Below are 26016 nucleotides of genomic sequence, written 5' to 3' on the forward strand. Positions count from 1 at the left end.
GTCGCTAGCCCAGGGCCCACAGGCGTGCGTAGTGGCCATCGGCCGCCAGCAGTTCCGTGTGCGTGCCCTGTTCGAGGATCCGGCCGTGGCCGAGGACCACGATCCGGTCGGCCTTGGCGGCGGTGGCGAGGCGGTGCGCGACGACGAAGGTCGTGCGGCGGCGGGCGAGTTGTTCCGTCGCGCGCAGCACGGCCGCTTCGGTGGACGGGTCCAGTGCCGCGGTCGCCTCGTCGAGCAGGAGGACGTCGGGGTCCACGAGTTCGGCGCGGGCGAGCGCGACGAGCTGGCGTTGCCCGGCCGAAAGAGATCGCCCGCGTTCGCCGACGGGCTGGTGGAAACCGGCCGGGAGGGCCGCGACGCCGTCGAGTGCGCCGACGGACCGGACGGCCGCCTCGACCTCCGCGTCGGACGCGGAAGGCCTGCCGTAGCGCACGTTGTCCGCGACGGTCCCCGAGAACAAGTGCGCTTCCTGTGGCACCACGCCCATCCGTGTGCGCAATGTGGCCAGGTCGTACTCGCGGACGTCCACGCCGTCGATCCGGACCACGCCGCCGGTCGCGTCGTAGAACCGCGCGACGAGCTTCACCGCCGTCGACTTCCCGGCACCGGTCTCGCCGACCAGCGCGATGGTCTCGCCGGCCGCGACCTCCAGTGTCAGCTGCCTCAGCGCGGGCTCATCCTTGGCCGTGTAAGCGAAATCGACCTCCTTGAAGGAGACCTCACCCCGCAGCCGCTCCGGTACCGCGACCGGTTTTTCCGCCTGCGGAACGGAAGTCGGCGTGCGCAACAGGTCGCCGATCCGTTCGAGACCGACCCGCGCCTGCTGGTATCCGTCGAAGACCGAGGACAACTGCTGGATCGGTGAGAAGAACTGGCCCAGGTACAGCAGGAACGCCACCAGCACACCGGCCGACAGGCTGCCCGCCGCGACCCGGTTCGCGCCGACGACCAGTACGACGACTTCGGCGAGTCCGGAAAGCATTGCGGCGAAGGGGAAGTACGTCGCGACGAGGCGCTGCGCGCGCAAGCGCGAACGCCGGTACTCGTCGCTGCGGGAAGCGAACTTCTCCGCCGTGCGCTCTTCGCGCGTGTACGCCTGCGCGACCCGCAGCCCGTTCACGTTCTCCTGCATGTCCGCGTTGACGACGCTGACGCGTTCCCGCGCTTCGGTGTACGCCTTCGACGAGGCTCGGCGGAAGATCACCGTCGCCACGATGAGGATCGGCAGCACGGCGAGCGCGTACGCCGCCAGCCCGATGTCGGTGATCATCAGGGCCGCCGCGATCCCGACCAGGGTCAGCGCGCTCACCACGGCCTGTGCGACACCGGTCTGCAGGAACGTCGACAGCGCGTCGACGTCGGTCGTCATCCGGGTCATGATCTTCCCGGACAGTTCGCGTTCGTAGAAGTCGAGCCCGAGCCGTTGCAGGTGCGCGTAACTGCGCACGCGCAGCGAAAACAGCACCGTTTCGCCGACCCGCGCGGTCATCTTGGTCTGGAAGTAGATCGCCAGCCAGTCCACGACGATCACCAGCGCGCCGATCCCGGCGGCCAGCCAGATCACCGCCTCCAGCCCGGTGCGCACACCGTTGTCGATGCCGTACTGGTACAGCGCCGGCATCGCGATGGTGGCCAGCGCGTCCGCCGCGACCAGGCCGATCACCACGGCGAGCGGGCCGCGCACCGGTTTCAGCAGCCGGCCGAGGCGGAACTTCGGCTCGGGCGCGGTGATGTCCGTGCCAGGGAGCTTCGGCGTATCCGTGGCGGGTGGGAGTTTCCGGACCCCGTCGAGGAGCTCGCCGGTCGGCGGAAGGTCGACGTCCCACTCGCCGCCGCTGCCCTTCCGCTCGGCTGCCAGTTCATCGGTGTCGTCCTGCGCCGGCCACAGCGCGGCGGTGACGCCCTCGGGACCGCAGTCGAGTCCTTCGCAGCGGTGCGGTTCCTCGACGTCGTCTCCCGGCCCCGCGACGAGTTCGCGGAACAGCGGGCACCGCGCCAGCAGTTCCTCCTCCGTGCCGACATCGACCACGCGGCCCTGGTCCAGGACTGCGATCCGGTCGGCGAGGGAGAGGGTGGAGCGGCGGTGCGCGATCAGCAGCGTCGTCCGGCCTTCGGTGACCGAACGCAGGGTGTCGTGGATCGCGGCTTCGGTGACGGTGTCGATGGCGGACGTCGCGTCGTCGAGGACGAGCACGCGTGGATCGGTCATCAACGCCCTGGCCAGGCCCAGACGTTGACGCTGACCGCCGGACAGCGTCAGGCCACGCTCGCCGACGAGCGTCTCGTAGCCGTCCGGGAGGCGCTGGATGAACTCGTCCGCTTCCGCCGCCCGCGCGGCCGCGCGGATCTCGTCGTCACTCGCGTCCGGCCTGCCGTAGGCGATGTTGTCGCGCACCGACGAAGAGAACAGGAACGCCTCTTCGAAGACGACGCCGATCGCGCTGCGCAGGTCGTGCTGCCGGATGTCTCGCACGTCGAGGTCGCCGACCTGGACCGAACCGCTGTGCACGTCGTAGAACCGGGGCAGCAGCAGGGAGATCGTCGATTTCCCGGAACCGGCCGTGCCGACCAGGGCGAGCGTCTCGCCCGGCCGGGCCTCCAGCGTCAGGCCGTCGAGTACCGGATCCGACCGCGTGTAGCCGAAACCGACGTCCTCCAGCCGGACCCCGAGCGGGCCCTCGGGCAGTGGCCGCGCGTCCGGGCTGTCGGTGACGTCCGGCTGCGCGTCGATCAGTTCGTTGACCCGTTCCGCGCCCGCGCGGGTGAGCTGCGCCTGCACGACCAGGCTCGAGATCATCCGGGCCGGGCCGATCAGGATGGAGAGATAGGTCGCGAACGCCAGGAAGGTGCCGAGGCTGATCTCGCCCTTCAGCGCGAGCACACCGCCGACGGCCAGCACCGCGACCTGGCCCGCCGCGGGCAGCGCCGCCGTCGTGGCCGTGGGCAGCGAGGACAGCCGGGCCGCGCGCATGCGTTCGGCGAAGAGCTTCCTCGCCGTCTTCTCCAGCTTCGCGACTTCGCGCGCCTCCTGGCCGAAGCCCTTAACCACGCGTACGCCGGTGACGGTCTCCTCGACCTGCTGCGCGACATCGGCGGCGCGCTGCTGCGCTGCCCACGTCGCGGGGAACAGCCGTTTCCGGCTCACCGCCATGATGATCGCGATCGCCGGGGCGACCACCATCGCGATCAGGGTCAGCGTCGGCGACATCCACAGCATCGCGCCGAGCGAGAGCAGCGCGAAGATCACCGACCCCGCCGAGAGCGGCACCTGCATCAGGACCGAGGTGACCAGCTGCAGATCCGAGATCGCGCGCGAGGCGACCTGCCCGGTGCGCAGCGCGTCCTGTTTGCCGCCGTCGAGCCGGGAGACCGCGTTGAAAACCTGGCGGCGCAGGTCGTGCTGGACGTCGAGCGCGAGCCGGCCGCCGACGTACCGGCGGGCGAAGGCGTTGCCGAAGGTCAGTACCTGCAGGACGGCCATCACGGCGGCGAGCAGGCCGAGGCGGGAGTTGTCCCCGGCGACCGCGCCGTCGAGCGCCTCCCGGATCAGCAGCGGCCCGGCGGCCTGCAGCCCGACGCCGATGATCGCCGCGCCCAGCGACAGGACGACCAGCCAAGGATGTTTCCAGCACGAAGCGGCCAGCCGGCGGATCCAGCCTCCGGTGGGAATGGGGGCCGTCTCACGGGACGGGCCGGCTTGACGCGGACGAGGTGGAGCAGTAGTCACCTCGCCAGCCTATGTGCCCGCACCGACAGGCTCGGACGAGTTTCGCCGGCCGAACGCTATGAACGGCCCGTTACTTGCGAAATTTGCAAGTAACGGGCCGTTCATGGCACGCGGTGGTGAGGGACTACGTGATGTCCTTCTTCTGGTTCACGGCCCAGCCGGCGAGGAAGAAGATCATCGTCCAGCCGAAGAAGATGAGCGCGGACGCCCACCACGAGAACGCGCCGGGAGCGCCGGCCGCGTACTGCAGTGCCCATGCCGTCTCGTCCTGCAGGCCGGGCACCTTCACGCCGGCGGCGCCGAACGCTTCCGCGCCGATGGCGCCCACGATGCCGTTGACCGTGCCGTTCGGCAGGACACCGCCCAGCCACGTGATGTCGGCGGCGCCGAACATGACGAACACCAGGACGTTCTCGACGACGAGCATCCAGATGGTCAAGGTGATGATGCTGCCGACCACGCTGCGCCACACCGCGCCGACCCCGATGCCGAACAGGGTCGCGAGGATCGTCGCGAGGACGCCGGCACCGAGCACGCCCAGCCACTGGCCCGCCGTCGGCAGGCGCGCGCTGTCGACCGTGATCACTGTGCCGAGGCTCGCCGCGGCCACGATGATCACACCGTAGATCGCGCCCCACGCGACGTAGGTGATCATCTTCGCGCTCAGCGCCGAAACCCGGTTCGGGGCGGTGAGGAACGTCGTCGTGATCGTCTTCTTCGTGTACTCACCGGCGAGCGCGAAGACACCGAAGATGATCGGGATCATCGTGCCGATGTTGATGCCGTGCCCGAGCGCGAGCAGGCCGACGGGCAGTTCGCCGGTCGAGATGCCGAGTGCTTCGGTCAGTTCACGGGTGTCGGAGCGCCCGAGGAAGTCGCTGAAGTCGTTCGTGATCATGCCCCAGAACAGGGCGAACGCGAACGCGAAGACCACCGCGGGGATCATCAGCGCCCACCACGCCTTGAGCGTGAGCGTCTTGCGGAACTCCGCCTTGATCAGGTTGCCCATCAGCCCTGGCCTCCCCAGCCCTCGTTCTGGCCCTGCTGCGCCGGCTGCTGCGGCGGCTGCTGGTACTGCTGCTGCTGTTGCTGCGGCGGCTGTCCCTGCTGGTACTGCTGCGGCGGCGCGAATCCGGGAGCCGGGGTGTTCGGCGGCGCGAATCCGGGCGGCGGCGTGTTCTGCGGGGCGTACCCCGGCGGCGGACCCTGGTAGCCGGGCGGCGGGCCCTGATAACCCGGAGGCGGACCCTGCTGGAACCCGGGCTGCGGGGCGGCGTACTGCCCCTGGGTCAGCTGGAAGAACATCCGCTCCAGATCCGCCGTCTCCTCCTGCATGCCGTAGACGGCGATGCTCGCCTTCGCGGAGATGTCACCGATCTGCTGCACCGTCGCACCGGCGACCGCGACCCGGCCGTCCGGCATCGGCGAGACCTGCGTGATGCCCGCTTCCTGCATCGCGGCCACCAGGCCGTTCGCGTCGGCGGACTGCACCAGCACCCGCGACTGGTTGCTCTTGCGCAACTGGTCCAGCGAGCCGTTGTAGCGCGTCATGCCCTGGCTGATGATGATGACCTGGTCGATCGTCTGCTCGACCTCGTTCAGCAGGTGGCTCGAGACCAGCACCGTGCGTCCCTCACGCGCATAGGCGCGCAGGAAGTTCCGCAGCCACAGGATGCCTTCGGGGTCGAGGCCGTTCGTCGGCTCGTCCAGCACCAGCACCTGCGGGTCGCCCAGCAACGCCGTGGCGAGCGCCAGCCGCTGCCGCATACCGAGCGAGAAACCGCCGGCCTTCCGATCCGCCGCGGACGACAGGCCCACCAGGCCGAGTACCTCGTCCACCCGCTGGTCCGGCATCCCGATCGCGGCCGAATACACGCGCAGGTGATTCCGCGCCGTGCGTCCCGGGTGGAAACCCTCGTTCTCCAGCACCGAACCGACGACCCTGGCCGGAGTGCCCAGCTGGTCGTGCGGGCGCCCGTTGATGGTCGCCGTGCCGTTGGTGGGGGTCACCAGACCCAGCAGCATCCGCAGCGTCGTCGTCTTCCCGGCGCCGTTCGGGCCGAGGAAGCCGGTCACCGAGCCCGGTTCCACCGTGAAACTGAGGTTCTGGACCGCATTGACCGCACCGAACTGCTTGCTGAGGTTCTGTACCGCGATGCGGCCACTTCCGTCGTGCATACCGTCCCCTTTTGTTGACGAAGGCCGATCACGCGACATCCTGCCGTACGCGCCGAGTCCGCACCTGCGGAAGGGGTCAATCCGCCGAAAGCGACCTTCATCACGTTCGGCCGGTGACCGGGTGGTTCCGCAGCGCAGCCGAAGCTGGGCCGAACGGCCGCTGACTACCGGTTTTGGCGCGGCGATCGCGGAAGTTCACCGAGTGCGACGGCATCTCGTGAGGAAATAATTCGAACGACATGGCAACCCCATGCAGCGCTGCGGCGACTTATTACCTACGATGTAGGAGGCGGCCCGCTCCCAATGACCCCCAGGTTGGTTGAGCGGGCCGCCGTTATATCTGGGGCATGTTCGTGAAGAAGCGCGTGAGGGCCACCCTCAGGGACTCAGAGTCCCTGAGGGTGGCCCTCACGCGCTTTGTGCGGCCGGGTCAGGCCAGGACGGACGCCAGGTCCGTGGCCGGCAGGCCGTGGGCGGCCGCGACCGGGGCGTTGGTCAGGGCACCCGCGTGGGTGTTGAGGCCTATCGCCAGCGACGCGTCGGCCTGCAGCGCCTTGTGCCAGCCGTGCTCCGCCAGCTGGACGGCGTAGGGCAGCGTCACGTTGGTGAGGCCGTAGGTCGACGTACGCGGGACAGCGCCCGGCATGTTCGCGACGCAGTAGAAGACCGACTCGTGGACCTTGTAGGTCGGCTCGTCGTGCGTGGTCGGACGCGAGTCGGCGAAGCAGCCGCCCTGGTCGATCGCGATGTCCACCAGCACGCTGCCGGGACGCATCCGCGAAACGAGGTCGTTCGAGACCAGCTTCGGCGCCTTCGCGCCGGGAACGAGCACCGCGCCGATGACCATGTCGGCTTCGAGCACGGCCTGTTCGACCGAAAGCGCGTTCGACGTCACCGTGCGGATGCGGCCGCCGAAGTCGTTGTCGATCTGGCGGAGGCGGTCGACGTTGGTGTCGAGGATTTCGACGTCCGAGCCGAGCCCGAGCGCGACCCGTGCCGCGTTGATGCCGGCGACCCCGCCGCCGATGACGACCACTCGCGCCGGGTGGACGCCGGGGATGCCGCCGGGCAGCACACCGCGGCCACCGCTCGGCTTCATCAGCGAGTACGCGCCCACCTGCGGGGCCAGCCGGCCGGCGACCTCGGACATCGGCGCGAGCAGCGGCAGCGCGCGATTCGGGGTCTGCACCGTCTCGTACGCGATCCCGGTGGTGCCCGCCGCGAGCAGCGCGTCGGTCAGCGGGCGGTCCGCGGCGATGTGCAGGTAGGTGAACAGCACCTGGTCGCCCCGCAGCCGCGGGTACTCCGAGGCGATCGGCTCCTTGACCTTGAGCACCAGTTCGCCTTCGGACCAGGTCTCCTCGGCCGTCGCGAGCACCTTCGCGCCCGCGGCGACGTACTCCTCGTCGGTGATGGACGAGCCCAGGCCGGCGCCGGTTTCGACGAAGACGTCGTGGCCGCGCCCGGTCAGTTCGTGCACGCCCGCCGGGGTGAGCGCCACCCGGTACTCGTGCTTCTTGATTTCACGGGGGACGGCGATACGCACTGCGTGCCTCCTGCTGCGGTCTACGGATGTACGGGCGTACACAAAGGTGCTGCCACTCACGGTGATGTACCCGGACGGCGGTGTCATCGTGCGGCGGGAACAGTCTTGAAAGCCAACCGTGGTGACCTCGGCACAATCCCTTGACCTCCAGTCAGCTGGAGCTTGCACCTTGGGTGACATGAGAGCCGTGTGGTTGAAAGAGTTCGGCGGACCCGAGGTGCTCGTCGCCGGGGATGCCCCCGACCCGGTCCCGGCAGCGGGCCAGGTGCTGATCGAAGTGGCCTTCGCCAACATCACGTTCGTCGAGACGCAGTTCCGGGCGACCGGGAGCGGGCCCTATCGCGCGGAATTGCCGATGATCCCGGGCAACGGCGTCGGCGGCGTGATCAGCGCGATCGGTGAAGGCACCGATCCCGGACTGGTCGGGAAACGGGTCGTGACCTCGACCGGCGGCTCCGGGGGATACGCGCAGCGGGTCGCCGTCGCGGCCGAGTCCGTGTTCGAGGTCCCGGACGGCCTGGCCCTCGACGCGGCGGTGGCGATCCTCGCCGACGGCCGCACGGCGACGGCGCTGGTGACCGCCGCGGGGATCGAGCCGGGGGAGCGCGTGCTGGTCGAGGCGGCGGCCGGGGGTGTCGGCGGGCTGATCGTCCAGCTCGCCAAGGCCGCGGGCGCCGAGGTCGTCGGGGCGGCAGGCGGCCCCGCGAAGGCCGGTCATGTCCGGGAACGGGGCGCTGACCTGGCGGTCGACTATCTCGAACCGGACTGGGCAGCGAAGGCGGGCGAGGTCGACGTCGTGTTCGACGGGGTCGGCGGGGAGGTCGGGACGTCGGCGTTCGGGTTGCTGAAGCCCGGCGGGCGGATGTTGATCTACGGGTTGTCGAGCGGCTCGTGGACCGAGGTGTCCGAAGAGGACGCGGCCGCGCGCGGGGTCACCGTGATCCAGCGGCTCGGCGGTCCGGCGCAGATGCGGGCGTTCACCGAATCCGCGCTCGCCGCCGCCGCGGCCGGGCTGCTGGAACCCGTCATCGGGCAACGATTCCCGCTCGATCGCGCGGCCGACGCGCACGCCGTCATGCAGTCGCGGGGCGCGATCGGCAAGACGTTGCTCGAGGTCTGATGCGGCATCGGTGAAACGAAAGGGGATGGCGGGATTTCGTTCTTGTCTGCACGATGATCGGAGGATGTACGGCCGCGTTCGCTGGGGGTGAGCGCGGCCGTGCATCCTGCAGATCGGTAAATGCAGCACGATCGAGTCAAGATGTTGATCTTACTGGCCGGTAAGGTGCCATTCTGTTCCGCATGACAAATCAGGACTGGCGGCGGGAGCGGCGTGTCCGCACCGTCGACACCGAAGGCAATCCGGCTGATGTCATCGTGGGCCTGGTCGAAACTCCAGGACACGGTTACGAAGCCGCGTTGCGGGTCGATGGCGGCCCCGGTGTGCTTCTGCCGCTTTACCCCGGGGCGGATCTGCTCGCCGCGGTACGCCAGACCATTGAGGACGGATACCGGGCCAGCGCTCACTAGCCGCCGGATGTCAGGAAAGGGTCTTTCGAGACGCGCCGGGAAATCGGCGCCGGTGTCTTGAAAGACCCTTTCATGACGTCCGCACATCTTTTTGTCACGCTACAAAGTGTTCGTTTGTGAAGACTCTTTTGTTGAACCTGTCAGCTCCACCGCAGGGAAACGAGTTGTGTGGTCAACGCGAGCCGGACATCGGGATCGTCCAGGTCGAGCGGGACGAGATCGAGCAGCCGCCGCATGCGGTACCGCAGGGTATTGGGATGGATCCGGAGTTCCTTCGCGGCCGCGCGCGGGTTCCCGGGATGTCGCAGCCACTGGTACAGCGTGTCGACGTAGCCGGTCTCGTGGGTTTCGTCGTGTGTCCGCAACAGACCGAGCGGGCCGAGTTCGGCGACCTTCGCGGTACTCGCCACCGTCGCGCCGCGGTGTAGCGAAAGCGCCGTCCACGCCTCGTCGAAGACCACGACGCGGCCGGGAACGAGTCTCGCGCGCAGAAGCCCCAGCGCTTCGTCGGCCTGGATCCGCGAGGTCGCGAGTTCGCCGATCTCGCAGGCCGACCCCGCGGCCGCCCGCGGTGTCCCGCCCCGGCGCGACGCCGGCAGTGCTTCGAGCGCGGCGCGGAGTTCGTCCCAGCCGTCACCGTCCGGGACGACGGCGTAGAGCAGGCCGCCGAGTTCGGTGGCCATCGGCCGTCTGCCCACTCCCTGCGAGATCCGTTCGAGGAGGGCGAGCCGCAGCCCTTCGTCGTCACGGCCGTCGCCACCGGAGACCTCGATGACGACGACGCGATGTGGTTCCTCGGAGAGGTCGAGCTCCGCGATCGCCTTGCGCGGGCTGACCTTCCCTTCGAGCACGGCACGCAGCAGTTCGGCCGAGACGCGGCGCTGCGAGTCGGTATGCGCGCGACGGCGCAGCAGGTGCAACGCGACGACGGGGGCGGCGTCGGCGAAGGCCGCCGCGCGTTCGTCGGACACCGGGCCCGCGACGACCGCCCACATCGAACCCAGCAGTTCACCGCCCATCCGGATCGGCACGATGAGCCGGGGCAGCGTTCCGTCGCGCTGCGCGGGCACGAAGATCGTTTGCCGCCCCCGGGAAAGCTCGCGGAACACCCCGCGTGAACGGAACCGCGCGAGGACGTCGTCGGGGATGCGGCGGCCCATGATCGTGGACACGCGCGCGGAGTCGGTCAGGTCCTGGCGGGCCGAGTAGGCGAGCACCCGCGAGTTGGTGTCCTCGATGGTCACCGGCGCGTCGACGACCGAGGCGACCGCGTCCGCGAGCCGGAACAGGTCGCCGGAGCCGGGGCCGCCGCCGTCCTCCAGCGCGTCGGATTCGTCGGCCAGCGCGTCGAGGACGGTCCGGAGCAGCCAGACGAGCTGGGCCCACGACGTCGCCGAGCGCACCTCGATCAGCGCGATTTCCGCCGTTTTCGCCGCCCGCTTCACCGACGGTTTCGCCGCGAGCGGCGGTTTCAGCAGGACCGCGGCGGCACCTTTCGACGCGCTGAGCCGGACGAGTTCGGCGGCCTCCGACGTCTCGGTGATGGCCACGCCGAGCACGAGGTCGCCGGCGGCGAGGGTGGCCGGGCTGCCGGGTTCCGCGATGACGACGTCGCCGACGGCGGGAGACTCTTCGGGGACCTGCAGCGCGTGCAACAGCGTCGGCCCCACCCGGTCGACGACGCTGCGCACAGAAACCATGAGGTGATTGTCCAGCAGGTGAGACCGCGGCACACGTCAGACCTCGGGCGGGGTCCTCGCGTCGATGTCCTCGGGGGTGAACTGCTCCCGTTTGGTCGTCAGCGCCCACCGGTGCCCGTCGGGATCGACGATCCGGCCGTACCGCTCGCCGAAGAACATCTCCTCGACCGGCGCCTCCACCCGGGCACCCGCGAACACCGCGCGCCGCACCACGTCATCGGGGTCTTCGGTCTCCATCGTCAGCAGCATGGGCGTGCCGCCGAGGGTGGCCGGCGCCAGGGCGTCGAGCTGTGGGATCTCCTGGCTCACCAGCAGCCGCGCGTCGCCGACGGCGAGTTCCACGAACAGCACGACGCCGTTCGGCAGTACGTTGCGGAACAGTTCCACCGCGCCGAACGCCTTGCCGTAGAAGGAAAGTGACGTGTCGACGTCCTTGACGAACAGATGCGGCACGAGGCCGAGCGCCCGGCTCACGCCGATTCCGCCCGCTTCAGCAGACCGGCCTGACCGGCGACGGCGACGAGGCGGCTCAGGAACTCCGCCTCGCGCGCGGCGACTTCGCGGCCCGCGCGGGTCAACCGGTAGTAGCGGCGGCGCGAGTCGTGGGGCTTGTCCTCGCTCGCGTCGGCGGCTTCTTCGACCAGGCCGTCGGCGACCAGCCTCGCCAGCGTCCGGTACAGCGTGCCCGGTCCGAGCTGGGCGCCTCCGCCGCTCACTTCGTCGACGAAACCCATGATCGCGTAGCCGTGCGCGCGCCCGCCCTTGCCGTTCGCGAGGGCGAGCAGGGTCTGGAACGCCGCGGGGGTGAGCTGCGGGTTGCCGTCGGCCATGCGGGGAGCATACACTCCGATCTCGTTATATCCATGATGGATACACGAGGAGCGAGACGTGACGATTCGAGGCGTGCACAAGATCGTCGTCGGAGTACACGATCAGGAGCGGGCGAAGAAGTTCTGGTCGGAGGTCGTCGGATTCGAGATCACCACCGATGTGCCTTACGACGACAAGGGCAGCCGGTGGGTCGAAGTCACCTCGGCCGACGGCGGCACGGCGCTCGTCCTCAGCACCGCGCCGGAGGACCTCAAGCGCTTCGCGGTACGCGACGAAGTGCCGACGGCCAACTTCTTCTTCTACGCGGATGACATCGAGAAGACCTACGCGGAACTTTCGGCGAAAGGTGTCGAGTTCCCGGCCCGTCCGGAGAAGCAGCCGTGGGGCTGGTGGGCGATGTTCGTCGACTCCGAGGGCAACAGGTTCGCCCTTCAGGAAAGGAATCCCACCTCCTGAGAGTGGTTGGGTGCTCCGTTCGGCGGAGCTAGCTTCGGTGACAACAGCCGAACCCCTTGAACCGCTAGGAGAATCGCGATGAGCGCGGACGGATGGTCGTTCGAGACCAAGCAGATCCACGCGGGCGCGGCGCCGGACACGGCCACCGGCGCGCGGGCGACCCCGATCTACCAGACCACTTCGTACGTGTTCCGCGACAGCCAGCACGGCGCCGATCTGTTCAGCCTCGCTGAGCCCGGCAACATCTACACGCGGATCAACAACCCCACGCAGGACGTCCTCGAACAGCGTCTCGCCGCGCTCGAAGGCGGTGTCGCGGCACTGGCGTTCGCCTCCGGGAGCGCGGCCACGACGGCGGCCATCCTGAACCTCGCGAACGCGGGTGACCACTTCGTCTCCAGCCCGTCGCTCTACGGCGGCACGTACAACCTTTTCCATTACACACTACCGAAACTCGGCATCGAGGTCTCGTTCGTCGAGGACCAGGACGACATCGAGCAGTGGAAGGCCGCGGTCCGGCCCAACACCAAACTCTTCTTCGCCGAGACGCTGGCCAACCCGGGCAGCAACGTGCTCGACATCCGCGCGGTCGCCGACGCCGCGCACGAGGTCGGTGTCCCGCTGGTGGTGGACAACACCGTGCCGACCCCGTACCTGGTGCGTCCGATCGAGCACGGCGCCGACATCGTGGTCCACTCGGCCACGAAGTACCTGGGCGGCCACGGCACCACCGTCGCCGGCGTGCTGGTCGACGGCGGCACGTTCGACTTCGGCAAGGACCCCGCGCGGTTCCCGGGCTTCAACGAGGCCGACCCGAGCTATAACGGTCTCAAGTACTGGGAGGCGCTCGGACCGGGCGCGTACGCCGCCAAGGCCCGCGTGCAGATCCTGCGCGACACCGGTGCCGCGATCGCGCCGCTGAACAGTTTCCTGATCTTGCAAGGGATCGAGACGCTGTCGCTGCGTCTGGAGCGGCACGTGGCGAACGCGCAGGCGCTGGCCGAATGGCTGGAGCAGCGCGACGAGGTCGAGAAGGTGTACTACGCCGGGCTGCCGTCGAGCCCGTTCCACGCGGCCGCGCAGAAGTACCTGCCGAAGGGCGCCGGCGCTGTCCTGTCCTTCGACCTGCGCGGCGGTGTCGACGCCGGACGGGCCTTTGTGGACGGTACGGAACTGCACAGCCAGCTGGTCAACATCGGTGACGTGCGCAGCCTGATCGTGCACCCGGCATCGACGACGCACAGCCAGCTCACGCCGGAAGAGCAGGCGTCGAGCGGTGTCACGCCGGGGCTCGTGCGGCTCGCCGTCGGGCTGGAAGGCATCGAAGACCTCAAGGCCGACCTCGAGGCGGGATTCCGGGCGGCCAAGGCGGCTCTGTGACCCAGGCTCCCGTTCCCCCTTCCGTCGCCGGTGCGTGGCGGGAGGGGGATCCGCCTGGGCGCCGCCGGTTCGTCACCGGTACCCAGGCGCTCGAAACCGGGAACGCGGTGCCTTTCACGCTCGCTTACGAAACGTGGGGAACGCTGAATTCCGGCGGTACCAACGCGATTCTCGTCGAGCACGCACTCACCGGGGACAGCCACGCCGTCGGCCCGGCGGAGGACGGGCACGGCAGCCCGGGCTGGTGGGACGGCCTGATCGGACCCGGTAAGGCGATCGACACCGGCGAATTCTTCGTCGTGGTCCCGAATGTGCTCGGCGGCTGCCAGGGATCGACCGGTCCGTCGTCGCCGCATCCGCAGGGAAATTCTTGGGGCAGCAGGTTTCCCGCGGTCACCGCGCGCGATCAGGTGGCCGCAGAAGTCGTCCTCGCCGACGCGCTGGGCATCGACCGGTGGGCCGCGGTCCTCGGCGGATCGATGGGCGGCATGCGCGCGCTGGAATGGGCGGTGAGCGAGCCGGAGCGGGTCGCGTCGCTGCTCGTCCTGGCGTCGACGGCGCAGGCGTCGGCCGACCAGATCGCCTGGGCCGCGCCGCAACTGCACGCCATCCGGTCCGACCCGGGCTGGCACGGCGGCGACTACCACGACATCCCCGGTGCCGGGCCGCACCACGGGCTCGGCATCGCGCGCCGGATCGCGCACGTCACCTATCGCAGCGAACCCGAACTGGCGCAACGGTTCGGGCGCCGGGCCCAGGACGGCGAAGACCCGCTGCACGGCGGCCGGTTCGCCGTCGAGTCCTATTTGGACCATCACGCAGGGAAGCTGTCACGCCGCTTCGACGCCGGCAGTTACGTGGTCCTCACCGAATCGATGAACACCCACGACGTCGGCCGCGGGCGGGGCGGCGTCGCGAGCGCGCTCGGCCGGATCACCGCGCGTACGGTCGCCGCCGGGGTGGACAGTGACCGGCTCTACCCGCTGTACCAGTCGCAGGAGATCGCGGACGGCGTCGAGGGCGCGGAGTTCGCCGTCATCAGCTCGCCATATGGGCACGACTCGTTCTTGATCGAGACCGAGCAGATCGCTCGGCTGGTGAAACTGCTGCTCGGTTAGCGCCGCACCACGCGAGATCGCCGCCCAATCACGTGAGATCGCCCTTCAATCACGCGAGATCGCCGTCTAGTCCGCGACGGCGTCCGAAATCCACGGCGCGACCGGCAGGTCCCGGTCCAGGCATTCCGCGGAGAGCCGGATCGTCCAGCGCAGGGCCTGCAGGACGAGGCTGTCGACCTCGTCCGGAGCGGCGTTGGCGAGGGCGATCTCGACCTGTTCCTGCGCGGCCTCGCTGTTGCCGTGCACTTCGGCCAGCAGGGTGCGCACGGCTGTCCGCACCGGCGGATCGGCCTGGTCGATGGAGACCTCTTCGCCGTCTTCGTCGAACACCTGCACCTTGACCGGCGCGCTGCCGCCGTCGCCCAAAGTCGACACCATGGCGCTGCACTCGCCGAAGAGCATCATCACGAGTTCTTTGGTCTCGTCGGTGCGGGCCTGCGGTTCGGCGGCGGTCGGCGCGAGTTCGTCGAGCGCTTCGGCGTCGTCCCCGAGGCTGATCGCCACGAGCGCACGCTGCGCTTTCTCGACGAGCCTCCGCTCGTACTCGCTCCTGTCCGACTCCACGTGCCTATCAAACACCAGAGGATGGAAAAGTGGCGATAGGCCGAAACCCGGACGTGGTCACCGGGCGGCGTGCAGTGCACCCAGCGCAAGGCGGCGGAGCATTTCGGCCAGTTCGCTGTCACCGAGATGGCGGTTGTACGGCGTCGAGTTGATCAACCCGAAGACAGCGTGTGCCGCCGAGCGCGCCTGCCGCTCGCCGATCCCGGGGACGGCGTCGCTGATCGCGCGTACCCACACCTCGACGTACTGGCGTTGCAGCGCGCGCACCTGCTTGCGGTCGGTGTCGGTGAGATTGGCGAGATTGCGCTCTTGAACGGTGATCAACGCGGGGTGCGTGAGCGCGAAGTCGACGTGGAAATCGACCAGCGCGTCGAGTACCCCGCCGGGCTCGTCGCGCTGGCTCGCGCGAGCCGTCCCGCCGTCGAGGAGGTAGCGGCTGATCGAGTTCAGCATCTCCCCGAGAATGGCGTCCTTGCTGCGGAAATGCCGGTACAGCGCCGGTCCGGAGATGCCGACCGCCGCCCCGATGTCGTCGATGCCGACACCGTGGAAACCGTGATGGGCGAAGAGCTCGGCGGCGGCGGCCATGATCTGTTCGCGCCTGTTCGCCTTCTCGCCGTTCACGAGTGGGGTGGGGTTCGCCGGCATCTGGCCATATTAGGACCGCGTGTTAGCGAGCGCTAACACGTGGCCGTACTTCCAGCCTGAGCCAAGCGGGTTACCTGGGGAAATGACCCTTTTGCGTTGAGCTACCACCTGGTAATGCTGTGTCTCGTTAACTTGTCACAAAGGAGTGACCATGGCCGTCCCTGCTCGGTTCACCTCACGTTCCTTCACCCGTTTCGGTGCGGTCTTCGTGACCGCCGTCCTCGCCACCTTCGGCTTCGTCGGTACCGCGCAAGCGGCCACCAACTACGTGGCCCTCGGTGACTCGTACTCGTCCGGCGTCGGCGCCGGCAGTTACGGGAACTCGGGCGACTGCATGCGCAGTGCCAACTCCTACCCCCAGCTGTGGGCCAACGCCCATGCCGGGACTTCGTTCAAGTTCGTCGCGTGCTCGGGGGCGCGCACCGGCGACGTGCTCGGCCAGATCGCCAACGTCACCTCGGCCACCACGCTGGTCACGGTGTCCGTCGGCGGCAACGACGCCGGGTTCGCCGACGTCATGACCACCTGCACCACCGGTGGCGACCAGACGTGCGTCAACCGGGTCAACACCGCGAAGACCTACGTGAACAACACGCTGCCCGGGCTGCTGAACAACGTCTACAGCGCGATCAAGTCGAAGGCGCCGAGCGCGAAGCTGGTCGTCCTCGGCTACCCGCGCTTCTACACGGTGCCGGGTTCGTGCTCGGTCGGACTGAGTGACACCAAGCGTTCCGCGATCAACTCGGGCTCCGACGCGCTCGCTGCGGTGCTTTCGGCTCGCGCTTCCGCCCACGGTGCGAAGTTCGTCGACGTGCGGAGTGCCTTCACCGGGCACAACATCTGCTCGTCCGCGAACGACTACCTGCACAGCCTCACCTGGCCGATCGTGAACTCCTACCACCCGACGGCCGCCGGCCAGCGCGGCGGCTACTACAACCCGCTGGTCTCCGCGATCGGCTGACGGTTTGCGCGTGAAGGCCCCCTTTCCTCGGCTCAGCCGAGGGAAGGGGGCCTTCACGCGCTTATGGGGCGTGGTGGACAAGCGAGGTTAGTGGGCGTTAACCTGAGCGAGCGAGTTAACGACGGCTAACTTGGCGACGAGGAGCCATGGACACACCCGTACTGAGCACTTCCGCCGACCCGGGCAGCGACGAATACGCCCGTGGTGTCATCTCCCACGCCGAACTGGTCGAGGACCTGCGCAAGCGCCTCGCCACGGCCCGGCTCGGGGGCCCGGAGAAATCCCGCACCCGCCACGTCGAGCGGGGCAAGCTGCTGCCCCGCGACCGGGTGGACACCCTTCTCGACCCGGGGTCGCCGTTCCTGGAACTGTCCCCGCTGGCCGCCACGGGACTGTACGACGACGAGGCGCCCTCGGCCGGGATCATCACCGGTATCGGGCGGGTTTCCGGCCGCGAATGCGTGATCGTCGCGAACGACGCCACGGTCAAGGGCGGCACGTACTACCCGATGACCGTCAAGAAGCACCTGCGCGCGCAAGAGGTCGCGCTGCACAACAATCTGCCGTGCGTCTACCTGGTGGACTCCGGAGGCGCGTTCCTGCCCAGGCAGGACGAGGTCTTCCCGGATCGTGAGCACTTCGGCCGGATCTTCTTCAACCAGGCGACCATGTCCGCGCGCGGCATCCCGCAGATCGCCGCGGTGCTCGGTTCCTGCACCGCGGGCGGCGCGTACGTCCCGGCGATGAGCGACGAAGCCGTCATCGTGCGCAACCAGGGCACCATCTTCCTCGGCGGCCCGCCGCTGGTGAAGGCCGCGACCGGCGAGGTCGTCACGGCCGAGGAACTGGGCGGCGGCGACGTCCACTCGCGCCAGTCCGGCGTCACCGACCACCTGGCCGACGACGACGCCGACGCACTCCGCATCGTTCGCTCGATCGTGTCTACTTTGGGCCCGCGTACGCCGCGGCCGTGGGACGTCCTCCCGGCCGAGGAGCCGGTCGCCGACCCGAACGAGTTGTACGGCGTCGTGCCGACCGACCCGCGTGTGCCCTACGACGTCCGCGAGGTCATCGCCCGGATCGTCGACGGCAGCCGGTTCGGCGAGTTCAAGAAGGAGTACGGCTCGACGCTGGTCACCGGGTTCGCCCGGATCCACGGCCACCCCGTCGGCATCATCGCGAACAACGGCGTCCTCTTCGCCGAGTCCGCGATGAAGGGCGCCCACTTCATCGAACTGTGCGACAAGCGCTCGATCCCGCTGCTGTTCCTGCAGAACATCACCGGTTTCATGGTCGGAAAGGCCTACGAGGCGGGCGGCATCGCCAAGCACGGCGCGAAGATGGTCACCGCGGTGGCCTGCGCGCGGGTGCCCAAGCTGACCGTCGTCATCGGCGGCTCCTTCGGCGCGGGCAACTATTCGATGTGCGGCCGCGCGTACTCGCCGCGGTTCCTGTGGATGTGGCCGAACGCGCGGATCTCGGTGATGGGCGGTGAGCAGGCGGCGTCGGTGCTTTCGACGGTCCGCCGGGACGCCATCGAGTCCCGCGGCGGGGAATGGTCCACAGAGGACGAAGAGACCTTCAAGGATCCGATCCGTGAGCAGTACGAGGCGCAAGGCAGCCCGTACTACTCGACGGCACGGCTGTGGGACGACGGCGTGATCGACCCGGCGGACACCCGCACGGTGCTCGGCCTCGCGCTGTCCGCGGCGGCCAACGCGCCGCTTTCCGATGTCAACTACGGCGTTTTCCGGATGTGAGCATGTTCGACACGGTTCTGGTCGCCAACCGCGGGGAGATCGCCGTCCGCGTGATCCGTTCGCTGCGAGGGCTCGGCATCCGCTCGGTCGCGGTGTACAGCGACGCGGACGCCGACGCCAAGCACGTTCGCGAGGCGCATACGGCTGTCCGCATCGGCCCCGCCGAAGCGGCGAAAAGCTATCTGTCCATCCCGGCGATCGTGCAGGCGGCGCTCGACACGGGCGCGCAAGCGATCCACCCCGGCTACGGGTTCCTCGCGGAGAACGCGGAATTCGCTCGCGCCTGCAAGGAAGCCGGACTGGTCTTCATCGGCCCGCCGGTCGAGGCCATCGACGCCATGGGCGACAAGATCCGCGCCAAGGCGACGGTGTCGAAGGCCGGTGTCCCGGTCGTGCCCGGCGCGTCCGATATGGACATTCCCGAGGGCGGGTACGCGGCCGCCGCGGACAAGGTCGGTTATCCGCTGCTGCTCAAGCCGTCCGCCGGTGGCGGCGGCAAGGGTATGCGGCTGGTGAACGAACTGTCCGAATTGGACGCCGCGGTGGAGTCCGCCCGCCGTGAGGCCAAGGGTTCCTTCGGTGACGACACGCTGCTCATGGAGCGGTTCGTCACCACGCCGAGGCATATCGAGATCCAGGTCCTCGCCGACACGCACGGCAACGTGATCCACCTCGGTGAGCGTGAGTGCAGTCTGCAGCGGCGGCACCAGAAGATCATCGAAGAGGCGCCGTCGGTCCTGCTCGACGGCCCCTCGCGCGCGCGGATGGGCGCGTCCGCCGTCGAGGCCGCGCGCTCGGTCGGGTACGTCGGCGCGGGAACGGTCGAGTTCATCGTGTCGGCCAAGGCGCCGGACGAGTTCTTCTTCATGGAGATGAACACGCGGCTGCAGGTCGAGCATCCGGTCACCGAACTGGTGACCGGGCTGGACCTCGTCGAATGGCAGGTCAAGATCGCCGCGGGCGCCGTGCTCACCGTGGCGCAGGACGACGTCCGGCTGAACGGCCACGCCGTCGAAGCCCGTGTCTACGCCGAGGATCCCGCCCGTGGCTTCATCCCGACCGGTGGGACCGTGCTCGCGGTCCACGAACCGGCGGGCGACGGCGTGCGCGTCGACTCGTGGATGAGCGAGGGAGCGGTCATCGGCTCGAACTACGACCCGATGCTGGCCAAGGTCATCGCCTGGGGGCCGGACCGCGCGGCCGCGCTGCACCGGCTCGATCTGGCGCTCGCCGACACCGCTTTACTCGGCCTGGGCACGAATGTCGCGTTCCTGCGCGGGCTCCTGGCCGACGAGGACGTCCGTGACGGCAAGCTCGACACCGGGCTCGTCGATCGTCAACTGTCCACTTTGGTCTCCGAGGTGGTACCGCCGGAGTTCTTCGTCGCGGCGGCACTCGACAGGCTGCTTTCCTTGCAGCCCCAGGGCCCTGTCATCGATCCGTGGGACGTTCCCGACGGCTGGCGGCTCGGCGCGTCCGGCGGCATCGACTTCGCTTTGAAATCGGGAAGTTCCGAAGCCGTCGTGCGAGTGCAGGGCACCCCGGCGAACGCGCTCGTCAGTGTCGATGGCGCCGTGCCGGTCCGCGTTTCCGCGCGGCGCGAGGGAGATCTGCTGGAAGTCCGGCACCCCAGCGGTTTCCACCGCTACCGGCACGCCGCCGGCCGCAGGAAGACCGTATGGCTCGCACGGGACGGCCACAGTTTCGCGATCGGTGAACGCGAACGGCTGCGGTCGGCCGCCGGTGCCGCGGGCGGGGCCGGACCGGTCACCAGCCCGATGCCCGGCACCGTGCTCGTGGTCAAGGTCGCCGCCGGTGACGTCGTGAGCGCCGGGACGCCGCTAGTGGTCGTCGAGGCGATGAAGATGGAGCACACGATCACCGCGCCGATCGACGGCGTGGTCAGTGAACTCCCCGTCCGAGCGGGCCAACAGGTCGCGCTGGACGAGACGGTAGCCGTTGTGACACCCCAAAAGGATGCGTAATGATCGACTTTCGGCTGGATGAAGAGTACGAGGCGCTGCGCAAGACCGTCGAGGAGTTCGCGCGGTCCGAGGTCGCCCCGGTCATCGGAGACCTGTATGAGCGGGAAGAGTTCCCGTACGAGATCGTCGCGAAGATGGGCGAGATGGGCCTGTTCGGCCTGCCGTTCCCCGAGGAGTTCGGCGGGATGGGCGGAGACTACTTCGCGCTCTGCCTGACGCTGGAGGAACTGGCGCGGGTCGACTCGTCGGTCGCGATCACCGTCGAGGCCGGGGTTTCCCTGGGCGCCATGCCGATCTACCGGTTCGGCACCCAGGAGCAGAAGGAGAAGTGGCTCCCGGAACTGTGCGCCGGTACCGCGCTCGGCGCGTTCGGGCTCACCGAACCGGGCGGCGGCTCGGACGCCGGCGCCACCCGCACGCGGGCGAAGCTCGACGGAGACAGCTGGGTCATCAACGGCAGCAAGTCGTTCATCACCAACTCCGGCACCGACATCACGAAACTGGTCACGGTCACCGCCGTCACCGACGTGAAGGAGAACGGGCGCAAGGAGATCTCGGCGATCCTCGTCCCGTCCGGCACCCCGGGCTTCGCGGTGGCGCCGAAGTACTCCAAGGTCGGCTGGAACTGTTCGGACACCCACGAACTGTCCTTCGACGACGTCCGCGTCCCGGCGGAGAACCTGGTCGGCGAACGCGGCCGCGGCTACGCCCAGTTCCTGTCCATTTTGGACGAAGGCCGGGTCGCGATCGCCGCGCTGAGCGTCGGGCTCGCGCAGGGCTGTGTCGACGAATGCCTGCGCTACGTCAAGGAACGCGAGGCGTTCGGGCACAAGATCGGCGAGTACCAGGCGATCCAGTTCAAGATCGCCGACATGGAGGTGCGCACGCACACCGCGCGGCTGGCCTACTACGCGGCGGCGTCGAAGATGCTGCGCGGCGAGCCGTTCAAGAAGGAGGCGTCGATCGCGAAGCTCGTCGCGTCGAACGCCGCCATGGACAACGCGCGCGAAGGGACACAGATCTTCGGTGGCTACGGCTTCATGAACGAGTTCCCGGTGAGCCGCTTCTACCGCGACGCGAAGATCCTGGAGATCGGCGAGGGCACCTCCGAGGTTCAGCGGATGCTGATCGCGCGGCACCTCGGCGTCGCTTGACGCATACGATAACTATACCGGTATAGTTATCGTCATGGTTGAGTTGAAGTCCCAGAGTGAGCTGGACGCGATGCGCGAGTCCGGCCGTGTCGTGGCGCAGACGTTGCAAGCGGTGAAGGAGGCGTCGGCGATCGGCGTCAGCTTGAAGGAGCTGGACGACATCGCCGCGCAGGTGATCAGGGACGCCGGCGCCAAGCCGTCGTTCCTGCACTACCAGCCGCATTCCGCCCCGACGCCGTATCCCGCCGTGATCTGCGCGAGCGTCAACGACGCCGTCGTCCACGGCATCCCCTCGGACTACCGCCTGCGTGACGGCGACCTGGTCAGCATCGACTCCGGCGCCTACATCGACGGCTGGCACGGTGACTCGGCGATCAGTTACGTCGTCGGCACGGCGAACCCGGCCGACCTCGAACTCATCGCGACCACCGAACGCGCGCTGGCCGCCGGGATCGCGGCGGCGCTGGCCGGGGGCAAGATGGGCGACATCTCCCACGCCGTCGGCACTGTCGGTCGCGAAGCCGGGTACGGCCTCCTCGACGGCCACGGCGGCCACGGCATCGGCCGCGCGATGCACGAGGACCCGCACCTGCCGAACGAAGGCAGGCCGGGTCGTGGCATGCGGCTCAAGCCGGGGCTGGTGCTGGCGATCGAGCCGATGCTCATCGCCGACGGCGTCGACGACTACCGGCACGCCGAGGACGGCTGGACGCTGGTCACCGCGAGCGGTTGCCGGGCGGCGCACGTCGAGCACACGGTCGCGATCACCGCGGACGGCCCGCGCGTCCTCACGATGTTGTAGAACGGAGGACATGAGCGATTTCATCATCCGGCAGGGTGGTTCTGGGGACTTCGAGACGCTGCTGAACATGTTCGACGAGGCCGTCGCCTGGCTGGTCGAACGCGGTAGTGAGGGCCAGTGGGGCACCGAGCCGTGGTCCACGATCCCGAAGCGGGTCGAGCGCGTCCGCGAGATGGCGAGCGAGCCGGAGCTGTACATCGGCGAGATCGACGGCGAGGCCGCCGGGGCGATTATCCTGGGCCAACCGCTCCACTACACCCCGCCGGTCGACGAACCCGAGATCTACCTCCGGCTGCTCCTCACCTCGCGCCGGTTCTCGGGGCACCGGGTCGGCTCGCGGCTCGTCGAGTTCGCGCTGGCCGAGGCCGTGAAACGCGAGATCGGCCTGGTCCGGGTCGACTGCTGGGCCGGCGGCGACGGCGCCCTGCAGCGCTACTACGAGAGCCAGGGATTCAAGCCGACCGAGCGGTTCGACGTCGACGGCTGGACCGGGCAGGTGCTGGAACAACGGCCGTAGGGCTGGCGGTCTCGCGGCTCCGGGTGCACCATAGTTGACACATCGCCAACAGTGCCCCGGACAGCGCAGTCGCATAAGGAGCCCGCCATGGCCAAGCGTGAACGTTCCCTCGCCGGCAAGGTCGTCGTGATCACCGGAGCGGCGCAGGGCATCGGGGCCAGTACCGCGACGGTGCTGTCCCGGCTCGGCGCCAAGGTGGTCATCGGCGACCTGGACCAGGTCCTCGCCGAGAAGACCGCGGCCGAACTGGGTGCGGAGGCGCTGCCGCTCGACGTCACCGACACCAAGGGCTTCACCGAGTTCCTCGACGAGGTCGAGCGGCGCGTCGGCCCGATCGACGTGCTGATCAACAACGCGGGCATCATGCCCCTCGCGCCGCTCGACGAAGAGGACGACGCGGCGACTCGGCGGCTGCTCGAGATCAATCTGCACGCCGTCATCCACGGCACCCGGGAAGCGGTCAAACGGATGCGCCCGCGGGGCACCGGCCACATCGTGAACATCGCGTCGATGGCCGGAAAGGCCGGATTCCCCGGCGCGGCCACCTACTGCGCCACGAAACACGCCGTCGTCGGCTTGTCGGAATCGGTGCATCTGGAATTGCGCGGAACGGGTGTCCTGGTTTCCTGCGTGATGCCCGCCGTGGTGCGCACGGAACTGGCGAGCGGGCTCGGCGAGGCGAAGTTCTTCAAGTCGGTGCAGCCCGAAGATGTGGCGCAGGCCATTGCCGATGCGTTGCGCCGTCCCAAATTCGACGTCTTCGTTCCCGCATCCCTGGACGCCATGGGAAGGATCACACGGCTGCTCCCGCGCCGGGCCGCCGAGGGGCTGCTGCGCGCACTCGGCGGGGACAAGATTTTGGCTTCGGCAACGCATTCCAGTGCTCGCGCGGAGTACGAATCACGCGCCGCGCGCAGCGCCCCGGCAGCGGAAAAGGATGCCGATTCTTAACTCGGACGGCCTAGCCACCGTCCGAAGTGGACGGCCTGGACGGGCGGCGGTGTTGAGTCGTGCGCCCCCACGCGGCAAGATTGCCCTCACCGCGTTCATCTCTCCAGGAGGCACCTCATGGCCACACCCCCGGCACGGCTCGCCGCCGCCGCGTCGAACGTCGTCGGGAAGGTGCTGCACGGTGGTGTCGCCGATCTCCGCCCGGTTCCGCGCGTCCTGATCGACCAGGGCCCCAACCGTTCGGTCTACCGGCTGCGCAACGGCGGGGAGCAGGCGTCCGGGCCGCCGGTGCTGCTGGTGCCGCCGCTGGCCGCGCCCGCGCTGTGCTTCGACCTCCGCCGCGGCTGCAGCCTCGCCGAGCACCTGGTCGACGGCGGCCGCAACACCTACCTGGTCGACTACGGGAACGTCGCCTTCTCCGACCGGCGCCTGGGTATCGAGCACTGGATCGACGAGGTGCTCCCGCGCGCGATCCGCAAGGTCAGCGAGGATTCCGGTGGCCAGGGCGTGCACATCATCGCCTGGTGCCTCGGCGGGATCTTCTCCCTGCTGACCACGGCCGACCAGCCCGAACTGCCGATCGAATCGATCGCGACCATCGCGTCGCCGTTCGACTTCACCGCGATCCCGCTGATCGCGCCGTTCCGGCCGCTGGTGGACCTCACCGGCGGACACCTGCTGACCCCGATCTACCGCGTGCTCGGCGGCGCACCGTCCTATTTGGTCAGCCGGGTCTTCCGCGCGACCGGGATCAGCAAGGAGATCACCAAACCGCTCGCCATCCTGAAGAATCTCGATGACCGGGACTACCTGGCGCAGATCGAGGCCGTCGACCACTTCATGGACAACATGATCGCCTACCCCGGGCGGACGTTCGGCCAGATGTACCACCGGTTCTTCCGCGCCAACGACCTCGCCGAGGGCACGGTGGACCTCAACGGCCGGATCATCGCGCTCTCCGGGGTCAAGGTGCCGACCCTGGTCATCGCCGGGCAGAACGACACGATCGCCCCGCGCGCGGCCGTCGAGCGGCTCACCGGCCTGCTGGACAACTCGCCGTCGGTGAAGTTCGAGACCGCGCCCGGCGGCCACCTCGGCGTGCTCACCGGCCGCAAGGCCCGGGGGACCACCTGGCGGTACCTCGACCGGTTCCTCGACGAACGGGCCGCCTGAGCCTCAGCCGGCCAGCTTGTCGCTCTTGGGTGACTCGCGCTGGTTCGTCATCGCGCTGCGCAGGGACTGGCGCGGCGCGATGAGGTCGACCATTTCGGTGATCTGAAGCCAGGCGTCGGTGATCTCGGCGGTCGCCCGGTCACGCTGCAGGACGATCGTGGACAGCACCAGCGCGGTCAGCCCGACGGTGGCGTCGAAGGCCTGTACGTGCAGCATCCGGGTGGCCAGTTCGTAGGAACCGTAGGGGCCGAGCCCGCGTACGGCGGCGAAGATCGTGAAGGTGCAGACGCACAGCGAACACAGCAGCGCCCCGGCCTGCCGGAACCGCAGCGCCGCCCAGACGAGCACCGGGAAGACCAGGAACAGCTTCGACGACGTCGTGGACGCGAGGATCGCCGTGCCGAGGCCGAAGAGCACGAGCGCTACCGCTTCACCCCAGCGGACGAACGAAACCCGCTTCGGCATCCGGAACCTCGGCGCCAGCAGCAGCAACGGCGTGATCGTCAGGACGCCCATCGCGTCGCCCGTCCACCAGACCAGCGCCGTCGGCCAGAACTCCGCCGGGCCGAGCGCGCCGTCGAGGACCAGAATCCCGGTGCCCAGGGTGGCGCTGACGGCCGTGCCGCCGATCGCCCCGGCCACCAAGAGGACGGCGTCGGGGAGCCGGTCCAGCTGGTTGCGAAAGCCCAGCCGCCGCATCACCGCGTAGGCGAGCAGCGGGCCGAGCGTGTTGCCCGTGGCGATCACCAGCACCACACCGAGGGACGGGCCGAAGGCGATGTTCGTCAGCAGCGCGCCGAGGGCGATCCCGGGCCAGTATCGAGGCCCCAGCAGCATCGGCACCGCCAGCGCGACCCCGGCCGCCGGCCACAGTGGCGAGATCTGGTCCCGCACGATCGCCCATTGGATGCCGATCTGGCCGGCGGCGAAGTAGCAGGCTGTGACAGCGAGGGCGATGAGGCACCACTGTGCCGCGGGGGAGAGCTGTCGAGCAGCGAGTCTCATCGCGACTCCGGCCGTAGCGGGCTGGGGAAA

At 69.0% G+C, this 26016-nt stretch carries 23 protein-coding genes; 13 read left to right on the forward strand and 10 right to left on the reverse strand.

The window, feature by feature from the left end; genetic code table 11:
• Positions 1-4: 4 nt before the first annotated feature.
• The 4 genes from ACLJRL_RS00350 to ald form a co-directional block, all read right to left on the reverse strand.
• Entirely contained in the window at positions 5-3727 is a 3723-nt protein-coding gene (locus ACLJRL_RS00350; RefSeq protein WP_410653941.1) for an ABC transporter ATP-binding protein, read from the reverse strand.
• Between the two features lie 124 nt (positions 3728-3851).
• The gene (locus tag ACLJRL_RS00355) at positions 3852-4736 is read right to left on the reverse strand and encodes an ABC transporter permease (RefSeq protein ID WP_410653942.1); all 885 of its coding nucleotides are present in this window, start codon (positions 4734-4736) and stop codon (positions 3852-3854) included.
• Complete coding sequence (locus ACLJRL_RS00360; RefSeq protein ID WP_410653943.1) at positions 4736-5905, reverse strand: ABC transporter ATP-binding protein; 1170 nt, start codon at positions 5903-5905, stop codon at positions 4736-4738. The genes ACLJRL_RS00355 and ACLJRL_RS00360 overlap by 1 nt, the downstream gene beginning before the upstream one ends.
• A 430-nt stretch (positions 5906-6335) precedes the next feature.
• On the reverse strand, positions 6336-7451 hold the full coding sequence (ald, locus tag ACLJRL_RS00365; RefSeq protein ID WP_410653944.1) for an alanine dehydrogenase: 1116 nt from the start codon (positions 7449-7451) through the stop codon (positions 6336-6338).
• Positions 7452-7629: 178 nt separating this feature from the next.
• Between ald and ACLJRL_RS00370 the strand changes: the two genes are divergently transcribed.
• Both ACLJRL_RS00370 and ACLJRL_RS00375 read left to right on the forward strand, forming a co-directional pair.
• Entirely contained in the window at positions 7630-8571 is a 942-nt protein-coding gene (locus tag ACLJRL_RS00370) for a zinc-binding dehydrogenase (protein WP_410653945.1), read from the forward strand.
• A gap of 182 nt (positions 8572-8753) precedes the next feature.
• A complete protein-coding gene (locus tag ACLJRL_RS00375) occupies positions 8754-8981 on the forward strand; it encodes a hypothetical protein (protein WP_007033850.1) in 228 nt (75 codons plus the stop codon).
• A 140-nt stretch (positions 8982-9121) separates the two neighbouring features.
• On the opposite strand, the gene ACLJRL_RS00380 is transcribed toward ACLJRL_RS00375, so the two are convergent.
• Genes ACLJRL_RS00380 through ACLJRL_RS00390 form a run of 3 tightly spaced genes read right to left on the reverse strand, consistent with a single transcriptional unit; the run spans position 9122 to position 11511 of the window.
• Entirely contained in the window at positions 9122-10681 is a 1560-nt protein-coding gene (locus ACLJRL_RS00380; RefSeq protein ID WP_410653946.1) for a PucR family transcriptional regulator, read from the reverse strand.
• 36 nt (positions 10682-10717) lie between these two features.
• Positions 10718-11155: a VOC family protein gene (locus tag ACLJRL_RS00385; RefSeq protein WP_410653947.1), complete on the reverse strand. Its 438-nt coding sequence runs from the start codon at positions 11153-11155 to the stop codon at positions 10718-10720.
• Positions 11152-11511 (reverse strand): PadR family transcriptional regulator, encoded by a 360-nt coding sequence (locus tag ACLJRL_RS00390; protein ID WP_410653948.1) that lies wholly within the window; start codon positions 11509-11511, stop codon positions 11152-11154. Before ACLJRL_RS00390 ends, ACLJRL_RS00385 begins: the two co-directional genes overlap by 4 nt.
• 58 nt (positions 11512-11569) lie before the next feature.
• On the opposite strand from ACLJRL_RS00390, the gene ACLJRL_RS00395 reads away from it, so the two are divergent.
• The 3 genes from ACLJRL_RS00395 (at position 11570) to ACLJRL_RS00405 (ending at position 14466) form a co-directional block, all read left to right on the forward strand.
• Positions 11570-11968, forward strand: coding sequence for a glyoxalase superfamily protein (locus tag ACLJRL_RS00395; protein ID WP_410653949.1), 399 nt, complete (start codon positions 11570-11572; stop codon positions 11966-11968).
• Positions 11969-12046: 78 nt separating this feature from the next.
• Positions 12047-13348 carry a bifunctional o-acetylhomoserine/o-acetylserine sulfhydrylase gene (locus ACLJRL_RS00400; RefSeq protein ID WP_410653950.1) on the forward strand — a complete coding sequence of 434 codons (1302 nt, stop codon included), beginning with the start codon at positions 12047-12049 and terminating at the stop codon, positions 13346-13348.
• Positions 13345-14466, forward strand: coding sequence for a homoserine O-acetyltransferase (locus ACLJRL_RS00405; protein ID WP_410653951.1), 1122 nt, complete (start codon positions 13345-13347; stop codon positions 14464-14466). The genes ACLJRL_RS00400 and ACLJRL_RS00405 overlap by 4 nt, the downstream gene beginning before the upstream one ends.
• A 66-nt stretch (positions 14467-14532) precedes the next feature.
• On the opposite strand, the gene ACLJRL_RS00410 is transcribed toward ACLJRL_RS00405, so the two are convergent.
• Entirely contained in the window at positions 14533-15030 is a 498-nt protein-coding gene (locus ACLJRL_RS00410; RefSeq protein ID WP_410653952.1) for a hypothetical protein, read from the reverse strand.
• A 57-nt stretch (positions 15031-15087) separates the two neighbouring features.
• Positions 15088-15678, reverse strand: coding sequence for a TetR/AcrR family transcriptional regulator (locus ACLJRL_RS00415; protein WP_410653953.1), 591 nt, complete (start codon positions 15676-15678; stop codon positions 15088-15090).
• Between the two features lie 151 nt (positions 15679-15829).
• Here ACLJRL_RS00415 and ACLJRL_RS00420 point away from each other — a divergent pair, with 151 nt between their 5' ends.
• From ACLJRL_RS00420 to ACLJRL_RS00455, 8 genes are all read left to right on the forward strand, one after another.
• On the forward strand, positions 15830-16639 hold the full coding sequence (locus ACLJRL_RS00420; protein WP_410653954.1) for an SGNH/GDSL hydrolase family protein: 810 nt from the start codon (positions 15830-15832) through the stop codon (positions 16637-16639).
• A gap of 146 nt (positions 16640-16785) precedes the next feature.
• The gene (locus ACLJRL_RS00425) at positions 16786-18399 is read left to right on the forward strand and encodes a carboxyl transferase domain-containing protein (RefSeq protein ID WP_410653955.1); all 1614 of its coding nucleotides are present in this window, start codon (positions 16786-16788) and stop codon (positions 18397-18399) included.
• Between the two features lie 2 nt (positions 18400-18401).
• A complete protein-coding gene (locus ACLJRL_RS00430; protein WP_410653956.1) occupies positions 18402-20384 on the forward strand; it encodes a biotin carboxylase N-terminal domain-containing protein in 1983 nt (660 codons plus the stop codon).
• On the forward strand, positions 20384-21538 hold the full coding sequence (locus ACLJRL_RS00435; protein WP_410653957.1) for an acyl-CoA dehydrogenase family protein: 1155 nt from the start codon (positions 20384-20386) through the stop codon (positions 21536-21538). Before ACLJRL_RS00430 ends, ACLJRL_RS00435 begins: the two co-directional genes overlap by 1 nt.
• Before the next feature lie 34 nt (positions 21539-21572).
• A complete protein-coding gene (gene map, locus ACLJRL_RS00440) occupies positions 21573-22340 on the forward strand; it encodes a type I methionyl aminopeptidase (RefSeq protein ID WP_410653958.1) in 768 nt (255 codons plus the stop codon).
• Between the two features lie 10 nt (positions 22341-22350).
• Positions 22351-22857, forward strand: coding sequence for a GNAT family N-acetyltransferase (locus ACLJRL_RS00445; protein ID WP_410653959.1), 507 nt, complete (start codon positions 22351-22353; stop codon positions 22855-22857).
• 87 nt (positions 22858-22944) lie between these two features.
• Positions 22945-23808, forward strand: coding sequence for an SDR family oxidoreductase (locus ACLJRL_RS00450; protein WP_410653960.1), 864 nt, complete (start codon positions 22945-22947; stop codon positions 23806-23808).
• A 117-nt stretch (positions 23809-23925) separates the two neighbouring features.
• Positions 23926-24981, forward strand: coding sequence for an alpha/beta fold hydrolase (locus ACLJRL_RS00455; protein ID WP_410653961.1), 1056 nt, complete (start codon positions 23926-23928; stop codon positions 24979-24981).
• Between the two features lie 3 nt (positions 24982-24984).
• Here the strand turns inward: ACLJRL_RS00455 and ACLJRL_RS00460 are convergent, their stop codons facing one another.
• Positions 24985-25986, reverse strand: coding sequence for an MASE1 domain-containing protein (locus ACLJRL_RS00460; RefSeq protein ID WP_410653962.1), 1002 nt, complete (start codon positions 25984-25986; stop codon positions 24985-24987).
• Positions 25987-26016: the final 30 nt, after the last annotated feature.

The organism is Amycolatopsis sp. lyj-112 (genome assembly GCF_046549055.1).
Lineage (GTDB): Bacteria > Actinomycetota > Actinomycetes > Mycobacteriales > Pseudonocardiaceae > Amycolatopsis.

Bases quoted from the DNA above. Each gene is read 5' to 3' on its own strand.
- ACLJRL_RS00450 (WP_410653960.1), top strand. From the start codon at position 22,945: ATGGCCAAGCGTGAACGTTCCCTCGCCGGCAAGGTCGTCGTGATCACC.
- ACLJRL_RS00460 (WP_410653962.1), bottom strand. From the start codon at position 25,986: ATGAGACTCGCTGCTCGACAGCTCTCCCCCGCGGCACAGTGGTGCCTC.
- ACLJRL_RS00360 (WP_410653943.1), bottom strand. From the start codon at position 5,905: ATGCACGACGGAAGTGGCCGCATCGCGGTACAGAACCTCAGCAAGCAG.
- ACLJRL_RS00425 (WP_410653955.1), top strand. From the start codon at position 16,786: ATGGACACACCCGTACTGAGCACTTCCGCCGACCCGGGCAGCGACGAA.
- ACLJRL_RS00390 (WP_410653948.1), bottom strand. From the start codon at position 11,511: ATGGCCGACGGCAACCCGCAGCTCACCCCCGCGGCGTTCCAGACCCTG.
- ACLJRL_RS00430 (WP_410653956.1), top strand. From the start codon at position 18,402: ATGTTCGACACGGTTCTGGTCGCCAACCGCGGGGAGATCGCCGTCCGC.
- ACLJRL_RS00455 (WP_410653961.1), top strand. From the start codon at position 23,926: ATGGCCACACCCCCGGCACGGCTCGCCGCCGCCGCGTCGAACGTCGTC.
- ACLJRL_RS00420 (WP_410653954.1), top strand. From the start codon at position 15,830: ATGGCCGTCCCTGCTCGGTTCACCTCACGTTCCTTCACCCGTTTCGGT.
- map (WP_410653958.1), top strand. From the start codon at position 21,573: ATGGTTGAGTTGAAGTCCCAGAGTGAGCTGGACGCGATGCGCGAGTCC.
- ACLJRL_RS00415 (WP_410653953.1), bottom strand. From the start codon at position 15,678: ATGCCGGCGAACCCCACCCCACTCGTGAACGGCGAGAAGGCGAACAGG.
- ACLJRL_RS00380 (WP_410653946.1), bottom strand. From the start codon at position 10,681: ATGGTTTCTGTGCGCAGCGTCGTCGACCGGGTGGGGCCGACGCTGTTG.
- ACLJRL_RS00355 (WP_410653942.1), bottom strand. From the start codon at position 4,736: ATGGGCAACCTGATCAAGGCGGAGTTCCGCAAGACGCTCACGCTCAAG.
- ACLJRL_RS00370 (WP_410653945.1), top strand. From the start codon at position 7,630: ATGAGAGCCGTGTGGTTGAAAGAGTTCGGCGGACCCGAGGTGCTCGTC.
- ACLJRL_RS00375 (WP_007033850.1), top strand. From the start codon at position 8,754: ATGACAAATCAGGACTGGCGGCGGGAGCGGCGTGTCCGCACCGTCGAC.
- ACLJRL_RS00445 (WP_410653959.1), top strand. From the start codon at position 22,351: ATGAGCGATTTCATCATCCGGCAGGGTGGTTCTGGGGACTTCGAGACG.
- ACLJRL_RS00435 (WP_410653957.1), top strand. From the start codon at position 20,384: ATGATCGACTTTCGGCTGGATGAAGAGTACGAGGCGCTGCGCAAGACC.
- ACLJRL_RS00400 (WP_410653950.1), top strand. From the start codon at position 12,047: ATGAGCGCGGACGGATGGTCGTTCGAGACCAAGCAGATCCACGCGGGC.